This is a genomic window from Pseudomonas atagonensis (assembly GCF_011369485.1).
GTDB lineage: Bacteria > Pseudomonadota > Gammaproteobacteria > Pseudomonadales > Pseudomonadaceae > Aquipseudomonas > Aquipseudomonas atagonensis.
The window spans coordinates 259,650-283,255 of record NZ_VXCA01000025.1 but is presented as its reverse complement, the minus strand read 5'-3'; the positions used below and the strand labels follow the sequence as shown (position 1 = coordinate 283,255).

At 59.8% G+C, this 23,606-nt stretch carries 22 protein-coding genes; 13 read left to right on the top strand and 9 right to left on the bottom strand.

The genetic code is table 11. The features are described 5' to 3' along the window. Nucleotides 1–4 precede the first annotated feature (4 nt). Nucleotides 5–1,213: a bifunctional phosphopantothenoylcysteine decarboxylase/phosphopantothenate--cysteine ligase CoaBC gene (coaBC, locus tag F2P67_RS16880; protein ID WP_166221815.1), complete on the bottom strand. Its 1,209-nt coding sequence runs from the start codon at nucleotides 1,211–1,213 to the stop codon at nucleotides 5–7. 135 nt (nucleotides 1,214–1,348) lie between these two features. Between coaBC and radC the strand changes: the two genes are divergently transcribed. Then, nucleotides 1,349–2,023 (top strand): RadC family protein, encoded by a 675-nt coding sequence (gene radC / locus F2P67_RS16875; RefSeq protein WP_166221813.1) that lies wholly within the window; start codon nucleotides 1,349–1,351, stop codon nucleotides 2,021–2,023. 133 nt (nucleotides 2,024–2,156) lie between these two features. On the opposite strand, the gene F2P67_RS16870 is transcribed toward radC, so the two are convergent. Then, complete coding sequence (locus F2P67_RS16870) at nucleotides 2,157–3,743, bottom strand: ABC transporter substrate-binding protein (RefSeq protein ID WP_166221811.1); 1,587 nt, start codon at nucleotides 3,741–3,743, stop codon at nucleotides 2,157–2,159. Between the two features lie 449 nt (nucleotides 3,744–4,192). On the opposite strand from F2P67_RS16870, the gene rpmB reads away from it, so the two are divergent. Together rpmB and rpmG are read left to right on the top strand one after the other, a co-directional pair. Further along, nucleotides 4,193–4,426 (top strand): 50S ribosomal protein L28, encoded by a 234-nt coding sequence (gene rpmB, locus F2P67_RS16865; RefSeq protein ID WP_007920377.1) that lies wholly within the window; start codon nucleotides 4,193–4,195, stop codon nucleotides 4,424–4,426. Nucleotides 4,427–4,437: 11 nt separating this feature from the next. After that, on the top strand, nucleotides 4,438–4,593 hold the full coding sequence (rpmG, locus tag F2P67_RS16860) for a 50S ribosomal protein L33 (RefSeq protein ID WP_003177274.1): 156 nt from the start codon (nucleotides 4,438–4,440) through the stop codon (nucleotides 4,591–4,593). Nucleotides 4,594–4,717: 124 nt separating this feature from the next. Here the strand turns inward: rpmG and F2P67_RS16855 are convergent, their stop codons facing one another. Further along, nucleotides 4,718–5,080 carry a cupin domain-containing protein gene (locus F2P67_RS16855; RefSeq protein WP_064589815.1) on the bottom strand — a complete coding sequence of 121 codons (363 nt, stop codon included), beginning with the start codon at nucleotides 5,078–5,080 and terminating at the stop codon, nucleotides 4,718–4,720. Between the two features lie 235 nt (nucleotides 5,081–5,315). Between F2P67_RS16855 and F2P67_RS16850 the strand changes: the two genes are divergently transcribed. Together F2P67_RS16850 and F2P67_RS16845 are read left to right on the top strand one after the other, a co-directional pair. Then, nucleotides 5,316–6,809 carry an aldehyde dehydrogenase gene (locus tag F2P67_RS16850; protein ID WP_166221809.1) on the top strand — a complete coding sequence of 498 codons (1,494 nt, stop codon included), beginning with the start codon at nucleotides 5,316–5,318 and terminating at the stop codon, nucleotides 6,807–6,809. A gap of 265 nt (nucleotides 6,810–7,074) precedes the next feature. Further along, the gene (locus F2P67_RS16845; protein ID WP_166221807.1) at nucleotides 7,075–8,220 is read left to right on the top strand and encodes an MFS transporter; all 1,146 of its coding nucleotides are present in this window, start codon (nucleotides 7,075–7,077) and stop codon (nucleotides 8,218–8,220) included. Between the two features lie 189 nt (nucleotides 8,221–8,409). Here the strand turns inward: F2P67_RS16845 and F2P67_RS16840 are convergent, their stop codons facing one another. Together F2P67_RS16840 and F2P67_RS16835 are read right to left on the bottom strand one after the other, a co-directional pair. Next, nucleotides 8,410–9,978 carry a phospholipase D-like domain-containing protein gene (locus tag F2P67_RS16840; RefSeq protein ID WP_166221805.1) on the bottom strand — a complete coding sequence of 523 codons (1,569 nt, stop codon included), beginning with the start codon at nucleotides 9,976–9,978 and terminating at the stop codon, nucleotides 8,410–8,412. Nucleotides 9,979–10,038: 60 nt separating this feature from the next. Next, nucleotides 10,039–11,460, bottom strand: a complete 1,422-nt coding sequence (locus F2P67_RS16835) for an aminotransferase-like domain-containing protein (RefSeq protein WP_166221803.1) — start codon at nucleotides 11,458–11,460, stop codon at nucleotides 10,039–10,041. 179 nt (nucleotides 11,461–11,639) lie between these two features. Between F2P67_RS16835 and F2P67_RS16830 the strand changes: the two genes are divergently transcribed. Then, a complete protein-coding gene (locus F2P67_RS16830) occupies nucleotides 11,640–11,885 on the top strand; it encodes a DUF1127 domain-containing protein (protein WP_166221801.1) in 246 nt (81 codons plus the stop codon). A 134-nt stretch (nucleotides 11,886–12,019) separates the two neighbouring features. Here F2P67_RS16830 and F2P67_RS16825 read toward each other — a convergent pair whose 3' ends face one another. Continuing rightward, nucleotides 12,020–13,330, bottom strand: a complete 1,311-nt coding sequence (locus F2P67_RS16825) for an NAD(P)/FAD-dependent oxidoreductase (protein ID WP_166221799.1) — start codon at nucleotides 13,328–13,330, stop codon at nucleotides 12,020–12,022. Nucleotides 13,331–13,479: 149 nt separating this feature from the next. On the opposite strand from F2P67_RS16825, the gene F2P67_RS16820 reads away from it, so the two are divergent. After that, a complete protein-coding gene (locus tag F2P67_RS16820) occupies nucleotides 13,480–13,833 on the top strand; it encodes a YkgJ family cysteine cluster protein (RefSeq protein ID WP_166221797.1) in 354 nt (117 codons plus the stop codon). A 121-nt stretch (nucleotides 13,834–13,954) separates the two neighbouring features. On the opposite strand, the gene F2P67_RS16815 is transcribed toward F2P67_RS16820, so the two are convergent. Further along, the gene (locus F2P67_RS16815; protein ID WP_003177284.1) at nucleotides 13,955–14,443 is read right to left on the bottom strand and encodes an Lrp/AsnC ligand binding domain-containing protein; all 489 of its coding nucleotides are present in this window, start codon (nucleotides 14,441–14,443) and stop codon (nucleotides 13,955–13,957) included. Nucleotides 14,444–14,596: 153 nt separating this feature from the next. On the opposite strand from F2P67_RS16815, the gene dadA reads away from it, so the two are divergent. The 6 genes from dadA to F2P67_RS16785 all read left to right on the top strand — a co-directional run bounded on the left by dadA (nucleotide 14,597) and on the right by F2P67_RS16785 (nucleotide 20,688). Continuing rightward, nucleotides 14,597–15,901 (top strand): D-amino acid dehydrogenase, encoded by a 1,305-nt coding sequence (gene dadA / locus F2P67_RS16810; RefSeq protein WP_166221795.1) that lies wholly within the window; start codon nucleotides 14,597–14,599, stop codon nucleotides 15,899–15,901. Beyond that, on the top strand, nucleotides 15,873–16,226 hold the full coding sequence (locus tag F2P67_RS16805) for a RidA family protein (RefSeq protein WP_166221793.1): 354 nt from the start codon (nucleotides 15,873–15,875) through the stop codon (nucleotides 16,224–16,226). The genes dadA and F2P67_RS16805 overlap by 29 nt, the downstream gene beginning before the upstream one ends. Nucleotides 16,227–16,320: 94 nt before the next feature. Beyond that, entirely contained in the window at nucleotides 16,321–17,394 is a 1,074-nt protein-coding gene (alr, locus tag F2P67_RS16800) for an alanine racemase (RefSeq protein ID WP_166222263.1), read from the top strand. An 88-nt stretch (nucleotides 17,395–17,482) separates the two neighbouring features. Next, nucleotides 17,483–18,031 carry a cupin domain-containing protein gene (locus tag F2P67_RS16795; RefSeq protein ID WP_166221791.1) on the top strand — a complete coding sequence of 183 codons (549 nt, stop codon included), beginning with the start codon at nucleotides 17,483–17,485 and terminating at the stop codon, nucleotides 18,029–18,031. Nucleotides 18,032–18,212: 181 nt separating this feature from the next. Then, complete coding sequence (locus F2P67_RS16790; protein ID WP_166222261.1) at nucleotides 18,213–18,629, top strand: c-type cytochrome; 417 nt, start codon at nucleotides 18,213–18,215, stop codon at nucleotides 18,627–18,629. Between the two features lie 136 nt (nucleotides 18,630–18,765). After that, nucleotides 18,766–20,688 carry an acetyl-CoA hydrolase/transferase family protein gene (locus F2P67_RS16785; protein WP_166221789.1) on the top strand — a complete coding sequence of 641 codons (1,923 nt, stop codon included), beginning with the start codon at nucleotides 18,766–18,768 and terminating at the stop codon, nucleotides 20,686–20,688. 130 nt (nucleotides 20,689–20,818) lie between these two features. On the opposite strand, the gene F2P67_RS16780 is transcribed toward F2P67_RS16785, so the two are convergent. Both F2P67_RS16780 and rep read right to left on the bottom strand, forming a co-directional pair. Beyond that, complete coding sequence (locus F2P67_RS16780) at nucleotides 20,819–21,391, bottom strand: xanthine phosphoribosyltransferase (RefSeq protein WP_007920398.1); 573 nt, start codon at nucleotides 21,389–21,391, stop codon at nucleotides 20,819–20,821. Nucleotides 21,392–21,448: 57 nt separating this feature from the next. Next, nucleotides 21,449–23,458, bottom strand: coding sequence for a DNA helicase Rep (rep, locus tag F2P67_RS16775; protein ID WP_166221787.1), 2,010 nt, complete (start codon nucleotides 23,456–23,458; stop codon nucleotides 21,449–21,451). Nucleotides 23,459–23,606: the final 148 nt, after the last annotated feature.

Sequence of the window (23,606 nt, the reverse complement as noted above, 5' to 3'; positions counted from 1 at the left end):
TAAATTAAACCTGGTTCAGACGTTCGGCGATAAAAGTGACCAGTTGGCGAGCAATCTTGCTCTTGCTGGTCTGGGCGAAAACCGTGGCGTGCAGCTCACGGTCAATCACGCTGCAGGCGTTTTCTTCGCTGTTGAAGCCGATGCTCGGGTTGGCGACGTCGTTGGCGACGATCAAATCGAGATTCTTGTCCTTCAGCTTGCGTGCAGCGTAGTCGAGCAGGTGTTCGGTTTCGGCAGCAAAGCCGACACTGAACGGACGGTCGGGACGGGTCGCGATGGTGGCCAGGATGTCCGGGTTACGCACCATTTGCAGGACGAAGCCGTCGCCGCTCGTAGGGTCTTTCTTCAATTTTTGCGGCGCGACGACTTCCGGGCGGTAGTCCGCCACCGCTGCCGAGGCGATAAATACGTCGCAGGGGATCGCGGCTTCACACGCAGCGAGCATGTCGCGGGCGCTGACCACATCGATGCGCGTGACGCGATCCGGAGTCGGCAGGTGCACCGGGCCGCTGATCAGAGTCACGCGGGCGCCGGCTTCCACCGCCGCTTCAGCGAGGGCAAAGCCCATTTTGCCGGAGCTGTGGTTAGTGATGTAGCGCACCGGGTCGATGTTTTCCTGGGTCGGGCCGGCAGTGATGACCACGTGTTTGCCGGTCAGCGCCTGACGCTGGAAGCAGTCTGCCGCGCATTGTGCGAGGTCGGTGGCTTCCATCATCCGGCCCATGCCGACATCGCCGCAGGCCTGGCTTCCCGACGCCGGGCCGAAGGTCTTCAGGCCACGGCTTTCAAGGAGTTGCAGGTTGGCCTGGGTCGCCGGATCGCGCCACATGGCCTGATTCATGGCCGGTGCAACGGCCACGACGGCGTCGGTGGCCAGCACCAAAGTCGTCAGCAAATCGTTGGCAATGCCTTGGGCCAGACGGGCGAGCAGGTCGGCGGTGGCCGGGGCGATCAGCACCAGATCGGCCCACTTGGCCAGTTCGATATGGCCCATCGCCGCTTCGGCGGCGGGGTCGAGCAAGTCCAGATGAACCGGGTGCCCGGAGAGGGCCTGCATGGTCAGCGGGGTGATGAATTCGCTGCCGCCATGGGTCATGACCACGCGCACTTCGGCACCCTGGTCGATCAGGCGACGAACCAGATCGGCGCTCTTGTAGGCAGCGATGCCGCCGCCGACGCCCAGAACGATGCGTTTCCGATACAGCCGCTGCATAGGTCTGCCTTTCATTTCGTTGGTGACATACGTGGCGAAACCCCCTCCCCAGGGTGAATTCGCCCGCAAAAAAGATGGGCTACGATATCACAGCGACCGCTACGGAACAGCGGCGCCCACAGACAAGGAAGGTGTATGAGTATTCGCGATTGGCCGGCGGCGGAAAGGCCGCGGGAAAGGTTGTTGGAACACGGTGCAGCGAGCCTTTCGGACGCTGAGTTATTGGCCATATTCCTGCGTACCGGATTGCCCGGTTTAAGTGCTGTGGATCTGGCGCGCAACCTGTTGAGTCAATTTGGCAGCCTGCGTTTGCTGCTTGAGGCCGATCAGGACGCATTCAGCAAACAATTGGGTCTCGGGCCGGCGAAGTTTGCGCAACTGCAAGCGGCTCAGGAAATGAACAGGCGGCATCTGGCTGAGAAATCACGGCAGAAACCGGCCCTGGAAAACCCTCAGGTCGTTCGCGATTATCTGAAATCGATGCTGCGTCACGAGCCGCATGAGGTGTTTGGTTGCCTGTTTCTTGACTCCAAACATCAAGTCCTGAATTTCGAGATACTTTTTCGTGGCTCGATAGACAACACCAGCGTGCATCCCCGTGAGGTAGTCAAGCGATGTTTGGCCAATAATGCGGCGGCGTTGATCCTGTGCCACAACCATCCGTCGGGCAATACCGATCCGAGCCAGGCTGATCGGCTGCTGACCAAGCGCTTGCAGAAGGCGCTGGAGCTGATTGACGTGCGGGTGCTGGATCACTTCATCATCGGTGACGGCGAGCCGCTGTCGATGGCGGAGTGTGGCTGGATGTAACTCTCACGGGCAAAACGCAAATCCATGTAGGAGTGAGCCTGCTCGCGATGGCGTTATTTCAGTCAGCTTGTTCAGTGACTGGAAGATTGCTATCGCGAGCAGGCTCACTCCTACAGGTTTTGTGTAGGGAAGGTTATTTGAGGTTGACCTTGGAATAGTCCTGACGGCCAAACGGACTCACTGAGTAACCCTGCACGTCTTTACGCGTCAGCGCGTACGCCGTCGGATGCGCCAGCGGCAGCCACAGAGCCTGCTGCTGGATCTGCGCCTGCGCCTGTTCGTAGAGCTTGCTGCGTACACCTTGTTCGCTGGTGGTCTTGCCGGCGCTGATCAGTTTGTCCAGGTCGGCATTGCAGTAGCGGGCGAAGTTGGTGCCGGACTTTACCGCCGCACAGGAAAACTGCGGCGTGAGGAAGTTGTCCGGGTCGCCGTTGTCGCCGGCCCAACCCATGAACAGCAGGTCATGCTCGCCAGCCTTGGCGCGGCGGATCAGTTCGCCCCATTCGATCACGCGAATTTCCGCCTGAATGCCGATTTCTGCCAGATCCGATTGCAGCAGTTGCGCGCCCAGGCTCGGGTTCGGGTTAAGCAGGCTGCCCGACGGCCGGGTCCAGATGGTGGTCTGGAAACCGTCCTTCAGTCCGGCCTTGGCCATCAGCGCCTTGGCCTTGGCCACGTCGTGCGGGTAGCCCGGCAGGTTCTTCGCGTAGCTCCAGGTATTCGGCGGATACGGGCCGTTGGCAGCTTCGGCGGTGTCTTCGAACACGGCTTTGATGTAGTTGGCCTTGTCGAAGGCGAGGTTGATCGCCTGACGTACTTCCGGTTTATCCAGCGGAGGATGCTGGCTATTGATGCCGACGAAAGCCGTCATGAACGCATCAGTCTTTTCGACTTTCAACGTCGGTTCTTCTTTCGCGGCCTGTACGTCCAATGGCTTCGGCGACAGGGCGATCTGGCACTCGTTACGCCGCAGCTTTTGCAGACGCACGTTGGCGTCCGGGGTAATGGCAAAGATCAGCGGATCCACCGAAGGCTTGCCGCCGAAATAGTCCGGGTTGGCCTTGTAGCGGATCGACGCGTCTTTCTGGAACCGGGTGAATACAAACGGCCCGGTGCCGATCGGCTGACTGTTGAGCTTGTCCGTCGTCCCGGCTTTCATCAGTTTGTCGGCATATTCTGCCGAGTAGATCGAAGCGAAACCCATGCTCAGGGTCGCTAGGAAGGTCGAGTCCGGATGGTCGAGGGTGAAGCGCACTGTTAGCGGGTCCAGTGCGTCGATTTTCTTGATCAGCGCGGGCAACTGCATCGACTGCGCATGCGGGAAGCCGCTTTGGGCGACTTTGTGCCATGGATTGGCCGGGTCAAGCATGCGGTCGAAGCTGAATTTGACGTCTTCGGCGGTCAGCTCGCGGCTCGGTTTAAAGTATTCGGTGGTATGAAACTTCACCTGTGGATGTAGCTTGAATACATAAGTCAGCCCGTCGGTGCTGACTTCCCAGCTGTCGGCCAGGCTCGGGACAACTTTGCCGCTGGCGGTGTCGAAATCCACCAGTCGGTTCATCAGCACGTCCGCCGAGGCATTGGTGGTGGTCAGCGAGTTGTACTGCACCACGTCGAAGCCTTCAGGGCTGGCCTCGGTGCATACGCTCAGCGCGGCGGCCTGGGCCAGGGGGCTCAGCAAGAGCGGGGCGAGCAACAGGGGTAGGGCAGCGAGGCGCATGGTCGGTTTCCTTTTACAGATCGAAGGCCCATCTGCAAGTGCAGTCTGGAAAAGGCCTACCCTAGAGGGCTGGATTACAAATGACTATCCCCTTTTTGCATTTTCAGGGCACAGTGATGGCCGTTTTTCAGACCGCAGGGCTCGGAGAAAAGTCTGAAGCGCCTGCCCAGGCGATTTTCTGCGACGAGTGGTAAAAAACCCTCGTCAGCCTTTATCCAAGGCGTTCGCAGGCTGAAAAAGCGCCGTTTTGCCGATTCATTGCACACCGAATGTTGTTGCTCCTCAGTCTTTCTGGTATAAAGCAGCGCTCTTTTCTAGGGGCCCGGTTCCTTCACTGTAGGTGTAGCCGGTAAGACCTCTAAAGAAACGCGGCGCCTGGCGCCAAATGACTGAGAGATTAAGCGGCCAACCCATGCCGGGTTGGGCATGTGGTTTTAGAGGGCTGAGGCATGTCGAGAGTATGTCAAGTTACCGGTAAGGGTCCGGTAACCGGGAATAACATTTCCCACGCAAACAACAAAACCCGTCGTCGTTTCCTGCCGAACCTGCAGCATCACCGCTTCTGGGTTGAAGAAGAGAAACGTTTTGTGCGTCTGCGCGTATCTGCCAAAGGCATGCGTATCATCGACAAGCGTGGCATCACTGTCGTGCTCGCCGAACTTCGCCGCGATGGCAAGATTTAAGGGAGCTAATCATGCGTGAATTGATTCGTTTGATCTCGAGCGCCGGTACTGGTCACTTCTACACTACCGACAAGAACAAGCGTACTACCCCGGACAAAATCGAGATCAAGAAATATGATCCGGTTGTTCGCAAGCACGTGATCTACAAGGAAGGCAAAATCAAGTAATTGATTTTTCCCGACTTACAAAAAAGGCCCGTATCTCACGATACGGGCCTTTTTTGTTGCCTCGAATTTTGTAGCGCGTGTGCGGGCCTGCTCGCGACAGGGCCGGATCAGCCAGCCCAAATCTTCAAGCCTTCTGTTCAAAAATCACATAGATCTTGCGGCACGCCTCCAGCACTTCCCAGGTGCCACGGAAACCTGCCGGAATCACAAAGCGGTCGCCCACGCGCAAGGTTTTGGCATTGCCATCGCTGTCACGCAGCACCGAAACGCCCTGCAGGATTTCGCAGTATTCGTGTTCGGTGTAGTTCACGGTCCACTGACCCACCGCACCTTCCCACACGCCGACGCCCATCTGCCCACAAGGGCTTTCGTATTGATGGAACACGGCCTGCTCCGGATCACCCTTGAGCACTTTGGCCGGGTCCGGGCGATAGCGTTCGGCTTCGCTGCTGGTCAGGCTGATGTCGACGACGTTCTGGATGTTCATTGTTGTTTTCTCTCGTAATGACGGCGCGATGGTTGGAATGGGCGGAAGTCTATGTTTATTAAAATGAACACCGCAAGGCCGTATAGCGCGCTTATGTCAAATATATTGAAACAACCCCGGCCGCTGGTTTAGGGTGGCGGGTGCCTTGGCCGAAAAGCAGGCTGGGCCTGGCAGAATTCCTGAAGACGTCCGCGAAGAACGCGGCGCTCGTATTCAACAAGAGGAGGACACTTCAATGACCACCCTGACTCGTGCCGACTGGGAACAACGCGCTCGCGACCTGAAGATCGAAGGTCGCGCCTACCTCAATGGTGAATACACCGACGCCGTCTCCGGTGAGACCTTCGAGTGCATCAGCCCGGTTGATGGCCGTCTGCTCGGCAAGATTGCCAGCTGTGACGCCGCCGACGCCCAGCGCGCCGTGGAAAACGCCCGCGCCACCTTCAATTCCGGCGTCTGGTCGCGCCTGGCGCCGACCAAGCGCAAAGCCACCATGATCCGTTTCGCCGGCCTGCTTAAACAGCACGCCGAAGAACTGGCCCTGCTCGAAACCCTCGACATGGGCAAGCCGATCAGCGATTCGCTGTACATCGACGTTCCGGGCGCAGCGCAAGCGCTGAGCTGGAGCGGTGAAGCAATCGACAAGATCTACGACGAAGTCGCCGCTACGCCGCACGATCAGTTGGGTCTGGTAACCCGCGAACCCGTGGGCGTGGTCGGCGCCATCGTGCCGTGGAATTTCCCGCTGATGATGGCCTGCTGGAAACTCGGCCCGGCGCTGTCGACCGGTAACTCGGTAATCCTCAAGCCGTCGGAAAAATCCCCGCTGACCGCCATCCGCATCGCCGAGTTGGCCGTCGAGGCCGGCATTCCGAAAGGCGTGCTCAACGTGCTGCCGGGTTACGGCCACACCGTCGGCAAAGCGTTGGCCCTGCACAACGATGTCGACACGCTGGTGTTCACCGGTTCGACCAAGATCGCCAAGCAACTGATGATTTACTCCGGCGAATCGAACATGAAGCGCGTCTGGCTGGAAGCCGGCGGCAAGAGCCCGAACATCGTCTTTGCCGATGCGCCGGATCTGCAAGCCGCGGCTGAATCCGCCGCCAGCGCCATCGCCTTCAACCAGGGCGAAGTCTGCACCGCCGGTTCGCGTTTGCTGGTCGAGCGTTCGATCAAGGACAAATTCCTGCCGATGGTTATTGAAGCGCTGAAAACCTGGAAACCGGGCAATCCGCTGGATCCGGCAACCAATGTGGGCGCGTTGGTTGATACCCAACAGATGAACACCGTGTTGTCCTACATCGAGTCGGGTCACACCGACGGCGCCAAACTGGTCGCCGGTGGCAAGCGCATCCTTCAGGAAACCGGTGGCACGTATGTGGAGCCAACGATTTTTGACGGCGTGAGCAACGCGATGAAAATCGCTCAGGAAGAGATCTTTGGCCCGGTACTGTCGGTCATCGCTTTCGACACCGCTGAAGAAGCGATCCAGATCGCCAACGACACGCCTTATGGCCTGGCGGCTGCGGTATGGACTCAGGACATCTCCAAGGCTCACCTGACCGCCAAGGCACTGCGTGCCGGCAGCGTGTGGGTCAACCAATACGATGGCGGCGACATGACCGCACCGTTCGGCGGTTTCAAACAGTCGGGCAATGGCCGCGACAAGTCGCTGCACGCGTTCGACAAGTACACCGAGCTGAAGGCGACGTGGATCAAGCTGTAAGGCGTTGACGGGAGCCCGGCTACATCGGGCTCCCGCACGAAACAGAGATCCCCTGTGGGAGCGGGCTTTTGTTGCAGGGGATTTATCCCCGTTCGGCTGCGAAGCAGTCGCAAAATCATTGCACGCGGTGTAGCTGATGCATCGCGGTTGCAGGTTTTGGGGCCGCTACGCGACCCAACGGAGATAAATCCCTCGCCACAAAAGTCCGCTCCCACATTTGCTTGATGTGGCTTCTGAAAAATAATTATCCACAGGAGCGTGGAACATGCGGTGGGCGACGTATTTCGCCGTGTTGGCGTCTGTCTTGAGTGTCGGTCTGGCCCTGGGGGTCAGCATGCCGCTGGTGTCGTTGCGCCTGGAAGGTTGGGGCTACGGCTCCTTCGCCATTGGCGTAATGGCGGCGATGCCGGCGATCGGGGTTTTGGTGGGCGCGAAGATCTCCAGCCATCTCGCCGCGCGCTTCGGCACGGCGAATCTGATGCGCCTGTGCCTGTGGGCCGGTGCGTTGTCGATCGGCTTGCTGGCGTTGCTGCCGAGCTATCCGGTCTGGCTGGTGCTGCGCTTGATGATCGGCGTGATCCTGACGATTGTCTTCATTCTCGGCGAGAGCTGGATCAATCAACTGGTGGTCGAACACTGGCGCGGGCGTCTTGTCGCGCTGTATGGCAGCAGTTATGCGCTGAGCCAACTGTCCGGGCCATTGCTGTTGGGGGCGCTGGGTACGGAGCACGATTACGGGTTCTGGGTCGGTGTCGGCCTGCTGCTGGTTTCGCCTTTGCTGTTGCTGGGCCGCAGTGGTGCGCCGAGCAGCGAGGCCAGCAGCGTCACTTTCGTTGATCTGTGGGGTTTTGCCCGCGAACTGCCGGCGATTGCCTGGGCGGTGTCGTTGTTTGCCGCGTTCGAGGCGATGATCCTCACGCTGCTGCCGGTGTATTGCCTGCAGCAAGGCTTCACCGCTGAAATCGCCTTGGCGATGGTCAGCACGGTTGTGGTCGGCGATGCGCTGCTGCAACTGCCGATCGGTGCGCTGGCGGACTACCTGTCGCGGCGCACATTGTTCACCGGCTGCGCAGTGATCCTGATGCTGTCGAGCCTGGCGATACCCATGCTGATCGATACGCTGTTGATCTGGCCGTTGTGGGTATTGTTCGGTGCCAGCGCCGGTGGTTTGTTCACCTTGTCGCTGATTCTGATTGGTGAGCGTTACCGCGATGACGCGCTGGTGCGAGCCAATGCGCATATCGCGCAACTGTGGGGTGTGGGTTGTCTGATCGGGCCTTTGATGGCGGGGGCGGGCAGTCAATGGATCAGCGGACATGCGTTGCCGTTGTTGATGGCGGCGGGGGCGTTCGGGTTGGTGCTGCTGCTATTGCGCCAAGGTGCGTTTGGCCCAGTCACCGAACCTGCCTGACCCGAACCTGAAGCGCTGATGACCTGTGGCGAGGGGATTTATCCCCGTTGGGCTGCGAAGCAGCCCCAAAACCTGCGATTGTGGTGCATCAGATACACGGCGTGCGATGGTTTTTACGACTGCTACGCAGCCGAGCGGGGATAAATCCCCTCGCCACAAAAGCCCTCTAAAGCAAAGATTCTTGTGTGATTACAGCATCCGCTCCAGGCCCACGCGGGTGCTGAACCACGCATTGAATCGTCGCCACCAACTCCCCGGTTCCTTGGTCAGCGTGTGCATCTGACCGTTGTCCTCGGTCACCCAGACAATATTTCGATCCTGCAACTTCGCTTGATAGCTGAGCGCTGGCGCCATGCCTTGCAACGCCAGTTCGCGCACATGCTCGGCCAGCTCCGGGCTGTCCACCAATACGCCGACTTCAGTGTTCCACAACACTGAGCGAGGGTCGAAGTTGAACGAGCCGATAAACGCTTTTTGCCGGTCGAAGATCATCGCCTTGCTGTGCAGGCTCGAGTCTGAGCCGCGAAACGATTTGCTGTAAAACACATGTGGGCCGCTGCCGTAATTATCCCCAGGCTGGCGGCGCAGTTCATACAGCTTCACGCCGTGCTCCAGCAGCGCCTTGCGGTACGGCGCATAACCGCCGTGCACTGCTGGCACGTCAGTGGCCTCCAGTGAGTTGGTCAGCAGACTTACCGAGACCCCGGCATCGGCGCGTCCGGTCAGGTACACAAGCCCCGGTTGGCCCGGGACGAAGTAGGCCGAGATCATGATCAGCTCTTTACTGACACCGCGCAGTTCCGGTGACAGCTGCGTGGTCAGCAACAGTTGCGGATCCGGCTCGTCCTTGGCCAGTACTTTGCTCGGCGCATCCCACAGTGCCTGGTTCCAGGCCCAGATCAGCTCTTTGCGCCAGATGTCCATGCGCGGCTCGGTTTTGAACGTCATCAGCTGCTGATACAGCGCGTGATTCTGCTTGCGCGTTTCTTCCAGCGATTCTTCCAGCCGCGTGCGGGTGTTCTGCAGGTCTTTGGCGGTAGGTTTGCTCGAAAGGAACTCATCGATCGGTTTGCTCAGCGCGCTGTTCCAGTACTGGTCGAAGCTGTGCCCGAGTTGCTCGGCCACAGGTCCCACGCTGAGCATGTCGATGTCGGTGAAATTCAGGTTCGGTTCGGCATCAAAATACTCGTCACCCAGGTTGCGCCCGCCGACGATGGCCGCGCTGCTATCGGCCAGCCACAGCTTGTTGTGCATGCGCCGGTGTTGCAGCGACAGATTGAACAGGCGCCCGGCGGCCCGCGTCACGCCAGTGCTGCGGCCCAGATGCAGCGGGTTGAACAGGCGAATCTGAATCTGCGGATGTGCCGCCAGCGTGGCGATGATCAGGTCGAGGCCGTCGCTGGTGGTGTCATCGAGCAGGATGCGCACGCGCACACCGCGATCAGCGGCCTTGAGCACTTCTTCGACCAGCATCCGTGTGCTGATGCCGTCATGCACGATGTAGTACTGCAGGTCGAGACTGGTTTGCGCGTTGCGGATCAGCTCCGCGCGGGCGGTAAAGGCTTCGGTGCTGTTGGACAGTAAACGAAACCCGGAACGCCCCTGGTATGGCGCGGCTTGCGCGTGAATCGAGCGACCGAAACTTGAGTGGGATGCCGGCAGCGCCTGACTCGGCTCGCGCGGCACATCGAGGTTGGTGCAGCCGTTCAGGAGCGCGGCGAGCATCAAAAGGGCGAGCAGGGGCTGTCTGAAGCTCACGTAGGATCGTTCCGATAGGCGTCAAAGGTCGGCATATGGACGCTGGCCTCTCAAGAAAAGTCAGTCGGCTTCGGCCAGCAATTTGATTGCTGTGGCGCCGACCTTGCGCACCGCTTCTTCGATCTGCGGTGTCGGTTTGGCAGCGTAGTTCATACGCAAGCAATTGCGGTACTTGCCCGAGGCAGAAAAGATGCTGCCAACCGCAATCTGTACGCCTTGATCGTGCAGCGCACGATTCAGTTTCAGTGTGTCGAAGCCCTCCGGCAATTCAACCCAAAGCATGAAGCTGCCCTGTGGGCGGCTGGCGCGGGTGCCGACCGGGAAATAGCGGGTTACCCAATCGATCATCACGTCGCGATTGCGCTGGTATTGCGTGCGCATCCTCCGCAAATGCGGTTCAAAGTGACCGCTTTTAAGGAATTCGGCAATGGCAATCTGCGGCTGCGGCGCGGTGGATCCGGTGCTGATGTATTTCATGTGCAGCACCCGTTCCAGATAGCGCCCCGGCGCGACCCAACCAATGCGCAGGCCTGGCGCCAAGGTCTTGGAAAACGAACTGCAGAGCAGCACGCGCCCGTCCTCGTCGAAGGATTTGATCGTGCGCGGGCGCGGGTAGGTGTAGGCCAGTTCGCCATACACATCGTCCTCGATGATCGCCACGTCGAAACGCTGGGCGAGCGTCAACAACGCGCGTTTACGCGACTCCGGCATGATGTAGCCGAGCGGGTTGTTGCAGTTGGGCGTGAGCTGGATGACCTTGATCGGCCATTGTTCGAGCGCCAGTTCCAGTGCTTCTAGGCTGATGCCGGTGAGCGGGTCGGTGGGGATTTCCAGGGCTTTCATGCCCAGGCCTTTGAGGGTCTGCATGGCGCCGTGAAAGCTTGGCGAGTCCACCGCGACAATGTCGCCCGGTTCGCAAATCGCGTGGATGCTGGTGGACAGCGCTTCGTGGCAACCGGTGGTCACGACCAGGTCGCTGGCGCTCAACTGGCAGCCGGAGTCGAGCATTAACCGGGCGATCTGTTCACGCAGTTCGAGGGTGCCGTGGATGTTGTCGTAATACAGGCCGGGCATGTCTTGCCGACGGCTGATGCGTGCGAGGCCGCGCAGTAACGGTTTCATGGTGGGCGAACTGATGTCGGGCATGCCGCGACCGAGTTGCACGACGTCCTTGCGTGGCACCGCGCGAATCAGTTCCAGCACCTGATCCCATTGCGAGATTTCCACCGGCCGTTGCGCCGGTCGGCCGACGGCTGGCAGCTCCGGCAACTCGCGTCCAACCGGCACAAAGTAGCCGGACTTGGGTTTCGGCGTGGCCAGACCACTGTCTTCGAGCATTCGATAAGCCTGCTGCACCGTGCTCAGGCTGACACCATGTTCTACGCTCAAGGCGCGCACCGACGGCAATCGGTCACCAGGACGATAGAAGCCTTGTTCGATGCGTGTGCCGAGCAGCTCGGCGAGGTTCACATACAGGGTCATGACACTGCCTCGATGCAGGTGATTCGTTAAACCAGTACAGATGCGGCAAAAATCGGCAATTCAGTCTCGGAGACGGCAAATCTGTATGGAATTAATACAGATGTGTTGAATCTGTAATGCTTTTGCCGACCCGCGCATCATGGAATCTCTGGCTACCCAAGTAAACAGGAGCGACAAAAATGAACGGCTTGAGCGATGTGCGGCTGACGTTACACAGTCAGGAACTGGAGGCAGGGCAGGAGGACAGTGCATGGAACATGGCCATGCGCAACGCGCCGTCCGGCCTGAGTCGCTGGGGTCTGTTCTGGCATCGTCTGCACACGCGCAAGGCGTTGCTCGGCCTGACGCCCGCGCAGCTCAAGGATGTCGGGCTGACCCGCGAGCAGGCGCTGGAAGAAGGGTTGAAGCCGTTCTGGCGGATCTGAACGCTTTAGCGCCTGTTTCGGCCTCTTAGCGAGCAAGCCCGCTCCCACATTCGACCGTGTTCTTCAGTCGGAGCGCGGTCACCGGTGGGAGCGGGCTTGCTCGCGAAGGCGTACTCAGAGCCTCAACAAAATCATCAGACCAGCTCTTTGAGCCGATGCCACAGCATCCCCAACGCCAGCAATGGCGAGCGCAAATGCTTGCCGCCGGGGAAGGTGATGTGTGGCACCTTGGCGAACAGGTCGAAGCCACCGCTGTGCTGGCCGCTGATGGCTTCGGCCAAGAGCTTGCCCGCCAGGTGCGTGGCATTTACCCCATGGCCGGAATAGGCCTGGGCGTAATACACATTCGGCTGGTCATTGAGCCGGCCAATCTGCGGTAAACGGTTGGCGCCGATGCCGATCATTCCACCCCACTGATACTCGATCTTCACGCCGGCAAGTTGCGGGAAGACTTCGAGCATTTTCGGCTGCATGTAAGCGCCGATGTCCTTCGGATCACGCCCCGAGTAATGACAGGCGCCACCGAACAACAAACGACGATCCGCCGAGAGACGGTAGTAATCCAGCGCCACACGTTGGTCGCAGACCGCCATGTTCTGCGGCAACAGGTTGTGCGCCTGTTCTGCGGTCAGCGGTTCGGTGGCGATGATGTAGCTGCCCGCCGGCAGGACTTTACCGCTGAGTTGCGGATTCAGGTCGTTGAGGTAGGCGTTGCAACCAAGCACCAATGTCTTTGCGCGTACCGAACCTTGCCCCGCGTGTACTTTCACCTCGGGGCCGTAATCGATGCGGGTTACCGCCGAATGCTCGAACAGTTGCACGCCCAGTTGTTGCGCCGCTGCCGCTTCGCCCAAGGCCAGATTCAGCGGATGCAGATGCCCGGAACCCATGTCGATCAAACCACCGACATAACGTTTCGAGCCCACCACCGTGTGCATTTCATTGGCTTGCAGCAAGCGGGTTTCGTAGTGATAGCCGAGGCTGCGCAGCTCTTCTGCGTCTTCGGCAAACCCCTCAAGGTCGGCAGGCTTGTTGGCGAGGTCGCAGTAGCCCCAGGTCAGGTCGCAGGGGATCTGGAAACGTTCGACGCGCTGGCGGACGATTTCCACCGCTTCCAGACCCATCAGCTTCATTTGCCGCACGCCGTCGGTGCCGATCACATTGGCGAACTGATCGAGGCCATGACCGACCCCGCGAATCAACTGACCGCCATTGCGGCCGCTGGCGCCCCAGCCGATCTTGTGCGCCTCGAGCAGCACCACACTGAGGCCGCGTTCGGCCAGTTCCAGCGCCGTGTTGAGCCCGGAGAATCCGCCACCGACCACGCACACATCGGCAATCACTTCACCTTGCAGCGGCGGATGGTCGGGTTGCGGCAGGCTGCTGGCGGCGTAGTAAGAGGCAACGTGAGGTTGGCTCGCGATGGTTTGGGCGCGGGCGGTCATGGGCGTCATCCTGAGCGGGGGTGCGTCGAGAAAATTTGACGGAGCATAAGCCGCAGGCCCGAGGCCGGGCAACATTGGTCGGCCCGTGGTGTCTGGATCACGGCTTTTGCGGCACAATTGCCGTCTATTTCATGCCGGTTACCGCTGCAATGAGCTGCAACAGTCAAAAAATCCGCACCCTGCGTCAGCAGATTCCCTCGTTCGAGTGCGTGCCCGGCTGCCACGACTGCTGCGGCCCGGTGACCACCTCGCCAGAGGAAATGGCACGCCTGCCGCGCAAGACCCGCGCCGAGCAGGATGCGGCCATGGAAGAGCTGAACTGTGTGCATCTGGGGCCGAACGGCTGCACGGTGTATGAAGAGCGGCCGCTGATTTGCCGGTTGTTCGGCACGACCAAGACCTTGCCTTGCCCGAATGGGCGAGGGCCGGTGGAGCTGATTCATCCGCGGGTCGAGAAGCAGATCTTCGAATACATGGCGGCGAATCGGCAGGTGCTGGTTTAACGGGTTCACTCTGAACCGAGTCGAGGCCATCGCGAGCAGGCTCACTCCTACAGGGGAGTGCATTCCAACTGTAGAAGTGAGCCTGCTCGCGATAGGGCTGGGCCAGGTAATACAAAAAAACTCAGTCCGGAATCGGCAGGCTCAAACTTTCCTTTACCTCTTCCATCACGATATAGCTTTTGGACTCGCGCACATGCGGCAGCTTCAAGAGGATGTCGCCCAGCAGTTTGCGGTACGAAGCCATTTCGGAAATCCGCGCCTTCACCAGATAGTCGAAATCCCCTGACACCAGGTGGCACTCCAGCACGTGCGGCAATTTCAGCACCGCGCGTCGGAACTCTTCGAAAGTATCGCCGGATTTGTAGTCGAGGCTGATCTCGACGAACACCAGCAGACTACCCTTCAAGTGCTGCGGATTCAGCCGGGCGTTGTAGCCCATGATGATCCCCTCACGCTCCAGACGCCGCACCCGCTCGGTGCAAGGCGTGGTGGAGAGCCCGACTTTCTCACCCAGTTCGGTGAATGAAATCCGCCCGTCCGCCTGCAGGATCCGCAAGATGTTGCGGTCGATCTTGTCCAGCTCACGTTTGGTCTGAGTGTTGGTACGCATAGGGGATGCGCCTCCGTGAAAAGGGTTTTTGCCGAGAATTGTCGCCAAATATAGGCGCTTATATAGTGAAAAGCACTGGCATTTATTTTTTACACTGCGCGCATCATTGCTCTAACAACAGACGTACGCGGCACGCCGCGAGAGGGATAAAAAATGCGCGTTATGGTCTTGGGTAGCGGCGTCATCGGTACCGCCAGTGCTTACTATCTGGCCCGTGCCGGGTTTGAAGTGGTGGTGGTCGACCGGCAGCCCGCCGCGGCCATGGAGACCAGCTTCGCCAACGCCGGCCAGGTTTCGCCGGGCTATGCCTCGCCGTGGGCTGCGCCGGGCGTGCCGCTCAAGGCCATCAAGTGGCTGTTGCAGCGCCACGCACCGCTGGCGATCAAGGCCACCGCCGACATCGATCAGTACCTGTGGATGGCGCAGATGCTGCGCAACTGCACCGCCAACCGTTACGCGGTGAACAAGGAGCGCATGGTGCGTCTGTCCGAGTACAGCCGCGACTGCCTCGACGAATTACGCGCCGAAACCGGTATTGCCTACGAAGGCCGCAGCCTCGGTACGACTCAGTTGTTCCGCACCCAGGCTCAGCTGGATGGCGCCGCCAAAGACATCGCCGTGCTGAAAGAGTCCGGCGTACCGTTTGAAGTCCTCGACCGCGCCGGCATCGCCCGCGTCGAGCCGGCACTGGCCAATGTCACCGACATCCTCGCGGGTGCCCTGCGCCTGCCGAACGACCAGACCGGCGATTGCCAGATCTTCACCACCCGTCTCGCCGAAATGGCCGTGAAACTGGGCGTGGAATTCCGTTTCGGTCAGGATATCCAGAAACTCGACTTCGCTGGTGATCGCATCAACGGTGTGTGGATCGATGGCAAGCTGGAAACTGCCGACCGCTACGTGCTGGCCCTCGGCAGCTACTCGCCACAACTGCTCAAGCCGCTGGGCATCAAGGCCCCGGTGTATCCGCTCAAGGGTTACTCGCTGACCGTGCCGATCACCAACCCGGCGATGGCTCCGACTTCGACCATTCTCGACGAGACCTACAAGGTCGCGATCACCCGTTTCGACAACCGCATCCGCGTCGGCGGCATGGCCGAGATTGCCGGTTTTGACCTGTCGCTGAATCCGCGTCGGCGCGAAACCCTGGAGATGATCGTCAACGACCTTTATCCTCAGGGCGGCAATCTGGCCGAGGCGAGTTTCTGGACCGGTCTGCGTCCGACCACGCCGGATGGCACGCCGATCGTCGGCGCCACGCCCTTCAAGAACCTGTTCCTCAACACCGGTCACGGCACCCTCGGTTGGACCATGGCGTGCGGTTCCGGTCGTTTGCTGGCCGACCTGATGGCGAAGAAAAAGCCGCAGATCAGCGCCGAAGGCCTCGATATTTCCCGTTACGGCAATCAAACCCAGGAGTCCGCAAAGCATGGCAATCCAGCGCCAGCTCACCAATGAGCGCATGAGTCAGATCGTCAGCCACAACGGGACGGTATATCTGTCCGGGCAGGTCGGTGATGACTTCAACGCCGGTGTCGAACAGCAGACCCGCGACGTACTGGCCAACATCGAGCGTTTGCTCGACCTGGCCGGCACCGACAAACAGCACCTGTTGTCGGCGACGATTTACCTGAACGACATCGAAGCGCACTTTGCCGCAATGAACTCGGTGTGGGACCAGTGGCTGCCTAAAGGCGCTGCTCCGGCCCGTGCGACCGTTGAAGCGAAAATGGCCAAGCCGAGCATTCTGGTGGAGATTTCCATCGTTGCCGCGCTGCCGTAACTGATTCAAAGATCCCTCTCCCGGCGCTGTTGGCGGTTCACGTCGTCAGCCAGCGCCGGTTTTTCTTCCCATGACCGCCAAGAAGTCTGCTGCCATGCGTCCTGCCCGTGCCCTGATCGACCTTCAAGCCCTGCGTCACAACTACCAAATTGCCCGCGAAGTCACCGGCGCCAAGGCGCTGGCAGTGATCAAGGCCGATGCCTACGGTCACGGCGCGGTGCGCTGCGCCCAGGCGCTGGAAGCCGAGGCCGATGGTTTTGCCGTCGCCTGCATCGAAGAAGCGCTGGAGCTACGCGCTGCCGGTATTCGTGCACCGGTGTTGTTGCTGGAAGGCATCTTTGAGGCCGATGAACTGGCACTGATCGTCGAGCATGATTTCTGGACCGTGGTGCATTCGCTGTGGCAGCTCGAAGCGATCGAGCAGGCTGCGCTGAGCAAGCCGATCACCGTGTGGCTGAAACTCGATTCGGGCATGCACCGCGTGGGCCTGCATCCCAAGGATTACGCGGCCGCGTACCAGCGTCTGCTGGCCAGCGGCAAAGTGGCGAAAATCGTGCTGATGAGCCACTTCGCCCGCGCCGATGAACTGCACGAACAGAGCAGTGCCGATCAGGTGGCGGTGTTCGAGGCTGCGCGTCAGGGCCTGGCGGCCGAAGTCAGTCTGCGCAATTCGCCTGCCGTGCTCGGCTGGCCGCAGATTCACAGCGACTGGGTGCGTCCCGGCATCATGCTCTACGGCGCCACGCCGTTCGAAGAAGCCAACGCTGTGGCCGAGCGCTTGAAACCAGTGATGACCCTCGAATCGAAAGTGATCTGCGTACGTGAGTTGCCCGCCGGCGAGCCGATTGGCTACGGCGCAAAATTCATCACCGACAAGCCAATGCGCATCGGCGTGGTCGCCATGGGTTATGCCGATGGCTACCCTCGTCAGGCGCCGACCGGCACTCCGGTGCTGGTAGCGGGCAAGCGCAGCCGGATTCTCGGTCGCGTTTCGATGGACATGCTCTGCATCGACCTCACCGATGTGCCGGAAGCCGACCTCGGTTCGACCGTCGAGCTGTGGGGTAAAAACATCCTCGCCAGCGAAGTGGCGAAGTGGGCCGACACCATTCCGTACCAGATTTTCTGCAACCTGCGTCGAGTGCCAAGGCTCTATTCCGAGGCTTGAGGCCGCAACGGAGCCCACGTGTTGTAAATACTGAACGCTGTCGCCATGATAACGCTCAATATTTCTACAACATCAGGAGGCTCCAGCCTTGGACGTCGGTGAACGACTGCAATCGATCCGCAAGCTCAAAGGGCTTTCCCAGCGTGAACTCGCCAAACGCGCGGGCGTCACCAACAGCACCATTTCGATGATCGAAAAGAACAGCGTCAGCCCCTCGATCAGTTCGTTGAGGAAGGTGTTGGGCGGCATTCCCATGTCCATGGTCGAGTTCTTTTCCGAAGAGATTCTGCAGGAAAAACCAACCCAGATCGTCTACAAGGCCAACGAGCTGATCGACATTTCCGACGGCGCCGTGACCATGAAGCTGGTCGGCCGCGCGCACCCGAGCCGGGCCATCGCTTTCCTTAATGAAATCTACCCGCCGGGCGCCGATACCGGCGAAGAAATGCTCACCCACGAAGGTGAGGAAACCGGGATTCTGGTGGAAGGTCGTCTGGAACTGGTGGTGGGTCTGGAAACTTTTATTCTCGAAGCCGGCGACAGCTACTACTTTGAAAGTACCAAGCCGCATCGTTTCCGTAATCCGTTCGACTTGCCTGCGCGACTAATCAGCGCAGCCACGCCGGCAAATTTTTGATAAAGAGGTGCCAAGCCATGATGGCAAAGGCATCCGGAGAGTTTTTCTACCGCGCGGTATAACCCCTTCGACTATGGGGTTGTTTCAGTGTGGCGGGCTACCCGCTATACTTCCGCCCGCCTGCGAACCGTGGCCGCAGGCGTGAATAGCCACCATTGAGGGTGAACGCGTGAACCTAATTATGAAAATGCTGGCCGCACCAGCAACCGTACTGGCCCTCTGGGCTGTCAGCGCTCAAGCTGCGACGAACGACGACATTGCCAAACGCCTCGAGCCTGTCGGCCAGGTGTGCGTTCAGGGACAGGAATGCAAGGGAATGGAAGTGGCTGCGACTGCCGGCGGCGGTGGCGGTGCGAAAACCCCGGATGAAGTGATTGCCAAACATTGCAACGCTTGCCACGGCACTGGCCTGTTGGGCGCACCGAAAATCGGTGACGCCGCAGCCTGGAAAGAGCGCGCCGATCACCAGGGCGGCCTCGACGGCATCCTGGCCAAGGCCATCACCGGCATCAACTCCATGCCGCCAAAAGGCACCTGCGCCGACTGTTCGGATGACGAGCTCAAGGGCGCGATCCAGAAGATGTCCGGCCTGAAATAAGCCGCGCTTCTGATGAAAAAAACCGTCTCCGGACGGTTTTTTTGTGCCCGCGATTCAGGCCTGAGGCTGTTCATTGCAGCAAACAACCGGCAATCTCGGTCGTACCTCTATTCACGGAACGGGCGGGAGGCTTCAGATGGTGCAGTTGTGTTCGATCGAACAGGCAGTGGACGACGTACTGGCGCGATTGCCGGCGCATATCCACATGGGCTTGCCACTGGGGCTGGGCAAACCCAATCATTTCGTCAACGCGCTGTACCGGCGGATCAAGGGCCTGCCCGAGCGGCAACTGACGATCTATACCGCCCTGTGCCTGGGTCGCCCGAATCTGGGCGACGGTTTGCAGAAGCGCTTTATCGAACCCTTCGTCGAGCGGGTTTTCGGCGATTATCCGGAATTCGATTTCCTCGCCGACCTGCAGCGCGACAGCCTGCCGGCCAACATCCGCATCGAGCAGTTTTTCATGCAGCCCGGCAGCCTGCTCAACAGCGCGCCGGCCCAGCAAGACTACGTCAGCAGCAACTACAGCCATGCGGCCCGCGACATCAATGCGGCGGGCCTGAATCTGGTTGCGCAATTGCTCGCCAGTAGCAGTGAACACCCCGACCGTCTAAGCCTGAGCTGCAATCCCGACATCACCCTCGACCTGTTGCCGATGATTGCCAGGCGCCGCGAAGCGGGCGAGACCATTTTGCTGGTCGGTCAGGTGCACACGGAGCTGCCGTACATGCCCGGCGATGCCGAGGTCGATATCGACACCTTCGACCTGCTGATGGATGCCAAGGACAGCAGCACATTGTTTTCCACGCCGAATATGCCGGTCGGTTTTCAGGATCACTTTATCGGCCTGCACGCCAGTACGCTGGTACGCGACGGTGGCACGTTGCAGATCGGCATCGGCTCGATGGGCGATGCGCTGACCGCCGCACTGCTTGCACGCCAGGCCGATAACGACGGTTATCAGGCGCTGCTCGCCGACGTGAATCTCAGCCAGTGGGCGCAGTTGATCGAGCGCGAGGGCGGCACCGAACCGTTCGCCAAAGGCCTTTATGGCTGCAGCGAAATGTTCGTCAACGGCCTGCTGGTGCTGGCGGATGCCGGGATCATCCGGCGCAAGGTCTACCCGGATGTGCAGACCCAGGAGCAGGCCAACGCCGGCACCCTCGACGAGGCGGCGCAAACCGACGGCCTGTCGATCCACGGCGGTTTCTTCCTCGGGCCGCGCAGTTTCTATGAGCGTTTGCGTGAGTTACCGCTGAGCAAACGCCTTGAATTCAACATGACCCGCATCAGCTACATCAACGAGCTGTACGGTCAGGAAGAGCTCAAGCGCCTGCAGCGTCTGGATGCGCGGTTCATCAACACAGTGTTTACCATGACCCTGCTCGGCGCGGGTGTGGCGGATCAACTGGAAGACGGGCGGGTGCTCAGCGGTGTTGGCGGGCAGTACAACTTCGTCGCCCAGGGGCACGCGTTGCACGATGCGCGTTCAATCCTGATTCTGCGCAGCTGGCGCGAATCCGGTGGCGATGTCAGTTCGAACATTGTCTGGGAGTATGGCCACTGCACGATTCCACGGCATTTGCGCGACATCGTGGTCACCGAGTACGGCATCGCCGATCTGCGCGGCAAGACGGACTCAGCGGTCATTGAGGCGTTGCTCAACATCAGCGACTCGCGCTTTCAGTCAGGGCTGATCGAACAGGCGCAGAAGGTCGGCAAACTGCCTAAGGATTTCCGCCTCGATCCACGCTTCGCCGAGAATACGCCGCAACGCTTGCAGGCGATTGCCGCGCGGCATCCGCATCTGTTTCCGGAGTATCCGCTGGGCTGTGATTTCACGGCGATCGAGAAGGATTTGCTGCGGGCGCTGAACTGGTTGAAGAGCAAATTCAAGCTGACCGAGATTCTGGAGCTGGGCAAGGCAGCGCTGGACGCGCCTGAGGTTTCGCTGTATCCGGAGCATCTGGCGCGCATGCAGCTCACCGATCCGGAAGGTCTGAAGGAAGACCTGTTTCAGCGGTTGTTGCTTACTGGCCTAAAAGCCACCGCACAATAATCGTCCACCCCAAAACCAACTGTGGGAGCGGGCTTGCTCGCGAAAGCGCCGGATCAGTCAAAGAATATGTCGACTGACACGACGCCTTCGCGAGCAAGCCCGCTCCCACAGGGTAGTGCGGTGTTGCTGGTTATTCGATGAAGGTAACCACGCCATCCTTCAGCGACTTCACGCGGGCCAGCGATTCAACGCGATAACCCTGCGAGTCCAGCTCGGCACGGCCGCCCTGGAACGACTTTTCGATCACGATTCCCAGGCCGGCAACGGTCGCGCCGGCCTGCTTGATGATCGAGATTAGGGCTTGCGACGCCTTACCGTTGGCCAGGAAGTCGTCGATGATCAATACGCGGTCGCTGCTGGTCAGGTGACGCGGGGAGATCGCCACGGTGCTTTCGGTCTTCTTGGTGAACGAGTAAACGGTCGCCGACAGCAGGTTTTCAGTCAGCGTCAGGGACTGTTGCTTGCGGGCGAAGATCACCGGCACACCGAGATTCAGACCGGTCATGATCGCCGGGGCGATGCCCGACGCTTCGATGGTGACGATCTTGGTGATGCCGGAATCCTTGAACAGCGAGGCGAATTCGTCGCCGATCAGCTTCATCAGGGCCGGGTCGATCTGGTGGTTCAGGAAGGCGTCGACCTTCAGGACCTGGTCGGAAAGCACGATGCCTTGTTCGCGGATTTTCTGGTGCAATGCTTCCATGAAGCTGTCCTCATTTGGCGCTTGGTGCGCCGAAGGTCTAGTAAAAAGTGGTCAATTCTAGCGCTTTAACATCGCGCGTATATCAGCCAATGCGTTGTTGCCGCGCACGGCTTTGACTTCGGTCGGTGTATCGTCGTTGCCTTCCCACGCCAGGTCGTCCGGCGGCAGCTCATCGAGGAAGCGGCTGGGCGCGCAATCGATGATCTCGCCGTACTGTTTGCGCTTGGCGGCGAAGGTGAAGGCGAGGGTCTGGCGCGCACGGGTGATGCCCACGTACGCCAGGCGACGTTCCTCTTCGATGGTGTCGGCCTCGATGCTGGAACGGTGCGGGAGGATTTCCTCTTCCATGCCCATGATGAACACATAGGGGAATTCCAGACCCTTGGAGGCGTGCAAGGTCATCATCTGCACGCCTTCGGCGCCGTCCTCTTCTTCCTGCTGACGTTCCAGCATGTCGCGCAGGACGAGTTTGCCGATGGCGTCCTCGACGGTCATTTCGCCGTCTTCGTCTTTTTCCAGGGTGTTCTTCAAGGCTTCGATCAGGAACCAGACGTTGCTCATCCGGTAGTCGGCAGCCTTGTCGCTGGAGCTGTTGGTACGCAGCCAGTTCTCGTAGTCGATGTCCATGACCATGCTGCGCAGGGCGGAGATCGGGTCTTCGCCGGCGCACTGCTCGCGCACCTTGTCCATGAAGCGCTTGAAGCGCGACAGGCGATCGGTGAAGCGGCTGTCCAGATGCTCGCCCAGACCGATTTCGTCGGTGGCGGCGTACATCGAGATCTTGCGTTCGGTGGCGTAGTTGCCGAGTTTTTCCAGGGTCGTGGAGCCGATTTCCCGGCGCGGCACGTTGATCACGCGCAGGAAGGCGTTGTCGTCGTCCGGGTTTACGATCAGGCGGAAGTAGGCCATCAGGTCTTTTACTTCCTGGCGACCGAAGAAGCTGTTGCCGCCGCTCAAACGGTACGGCACCTGATGGTGCTGCAGTTTCAGCTCGATCAGCTTGGCCTGATAGTTACCGCGATAAAGGATCGCGAAATCGCTGTACGGGCGGTCGGTGCGCAAGTGCAGGCTGAGGATTTCCATGGCCACGCGCTCGGCTTCTGCGTCCTCGTTGCGGCAGCGGATCACGCGGATCTCGTCGCCGTGGCCCATCTCGCTCCACAGCTGTTTTTCGAATTCGTGCGGGTTGTTCGAAATCAGCACGTTGGCACAACGCAAGATGCGGCTGGTGGAGCGGTAGTTCTGCTCGAGCATCACCACTTTCAGGGACGGATAGTCATCCTTGAGCAGCATCAGGTTTTCTGGCCGTGCACCGCGCCAGGCGTAGATCGACTGGTCGTCGTCGCCTACCACGGTGAACTGGTTGCGCTTGCCGATCAGCATCTTCACCAGCAGGTATTGGCTGGCGTTGGTGTCCTGGTATTCGTCGACGAGCAGATAGCGAACTTTGTTCTGCCACTTTTCGAGGATGTCGGCGTGCTCTTCGAAAAGCTTCACCGGCAGCAGGATCAGGTCGTCGAAGTCCACCGCGTTGAACGCCTTGAGCGTGCGCTGGTAGTGGGTGTAGACGATGGCCGCAGTCTGTTCTTTCGGATTACGCGCGTTTTCCAGTGCCTGAGGTGGCAGGATCAGGTCGTTTTTCCAGGCGCCGATCATGTTCTTGATCTCGTCGACGCCGTCGTCCCCCGCGTATTCCTTCTGCATGATGTCGGTCATCAGGGCTTTGACGTCGGTCTCGTCGAAGATCGAGAAACCGGGTTTGTAGCCCAGCCGCACGTGTTCCTTGCGGATGATGTTCAGGCCCAGGTTGTGGAAAGTGCAGACCGTCAGGCCGCGACCTTCGCCGGCTCGCAGCAGGGTGCCGACCCGCTCTTTCATCTCGCGAGCGGCCTTGTTGGTAAAGGTCATGGCGACGATGTACTGGGCGCGGATGCCGCAATTCTGGATCAGGTGCGCGATTTTGCGCGTGATCACGCTGGTCTTGCCGGAGCCAGCACCGGCGAGCACCAATAGAGGGCCGCCGACGTAGTTCACGGCTTCTTGCTGCCGGGGATTGAGTCGGGACATACGAAAATTCGGGAGTCGTTGACGAAATGGGCCGGCATTTTAACAGGCTCAGCGATTTGTGCTGCTCTGTCCGACTTGTGACGTACCACGCGATTCAAATTTGCCGGTTTTGTTACTTTCACGCAGGATGCGCGGAGATTTTGCGGCT

Bases quoted from the DNA above. Each gene is read 5' to 3' on its own strand.
- coaBC (WP_166221815.1), bottom strand. From the start codon at position 1,213: ATGCAGCGGCTGTATCGGAAACGCATCGTTCTGGGCGTCGGCGGCGGC.
- radC (WP_166221813.1), top strand. From the start codon at position 1,349: ATGAGTATTCGCGATTGGCCGGCGGCGGAAAGGCCGCGGGAAAGGTTG.
- F2P67_RS16870 (WP_166221811.1), bottom strand. From the start codon at position 3,743: ATGCGCCTCGCTGCCCTACCCCTGTTGCTCGCCCCGCTCTTGCTGAGC.
- rpmB (WP_007920377.1), top strand. From the start codon at position 4,193: ATGTCGAGAGTATGTCAAGTTACCGGTAAGGGTCCGGTAACCGGGAAT.
- rpmG (WP_003177274.1), top strand. From the start codon at position 4,438: ATGCGTGAATTGATTCGTTTGATCTCGAGCGCCGGTACTGGTCACTTC.
- F2P67_RS16855 (WP_064589815.1), bottom strand. From the start codon at position 5,080: ATGAACATCCAGAACGTCGTCGACATCAGCCTGACCAGCAGCGAAGCC.
- F2P67_RS16850 (WP_166221809.1), top strand. From the start codon at position 5,316: ATGACCACCCTGACTCGTGCCGACTGGGAACAACGCGCTCGCGACCTG.
- F2P67_RS16845 (WP_166221807.1), top strand. From the start codon at position 7,075: ATGCGGTGGGCGACGTATTTCGCCGTGTTGGCGTCTGTCTTGAGTGTC.
- F2P67_RS16835 (WP_166221803.1), bottom strand. From the start codon at position 11,460: ATGACCCTGTATGTGAACCTCGCCGAGCTGCTCGGCACACGCATCGAA.
- F2P67_RS16830 (WP_166221801.1), top strand. From the start codon at position 11,640: ATGAACGGCTTGAGCGATGTGCGGCTGACGTTACACAGTCAGGAACTG.
- F2P67_RS16825 (WP_166221799.1), bottom strand. From the start codon at position 13,330: ATGACCGCCCGCGCCCAAACCATCGCGAGCCAACCTCACGTTGCCTCT.
- F2P67_RS16820 (WP_166221797.1), top strand. From the start codon at position 13,480: ATGAGCTGCAACAGTCAAAAAATCCGCACCCTGCGTCAGCAGATTCCC.
- F2P67_RS16815 (WP_003177284.1), bottom strand. From the start codon at position 14,443: ATGCGTACCAACACTCAGACCAAACGTGAGCTGGACAAGATCGACCGC.
- dadA (WP_166221795.1), top strand. From the start codon at position 14,597: ATGCGCGTTATGGTCTTGGGTAGCGGCGTCATCGGTACCGCCAGTGCT.
- F2P67_RS16805 (WP_166221793.1), top strand. From the start codon at position 15,873: ATGGCAATCCAGCGCCAGCTCACCAATGAGCGCATGAGTCAGATCGTC.
- alr (WP_166222263.1), top strand. From the start codon at position 16,321: ATGCGTCCTGCCCGTGCCCTGATCGACCTTCAAGCCCTGCGTCACAAC.
- F2P67_RS16790 (WP_166222261.1), top strand. From the start codon at position 18,213: ATGAAAATGCTGGCCGCACCAGCAACCGTACTGGCCCTCTGGGCTGTC.
- F2P67_RS16785 (WP_166221789.1), top strand. From the start codon at position 18,766: ATGGTGCAGTTGTGTTCGATCGAACAGGCAGTGGACGACGTACTGGCG.
- F2P67_RS16780 (WP_007920398.1), bottom strand. From the start codon at position 21,391: ATGGAAGCATTGCACCAGAAAATCCGCGAACAAGGCATCGTGCTTTCC.
- rep (WP_166221787.1), bottom strand. From the start codon at position 23,458: ATGTCCCGACTCAATCCCCGGCAGCAAGAAGCCGTGAACTACGTCGGC.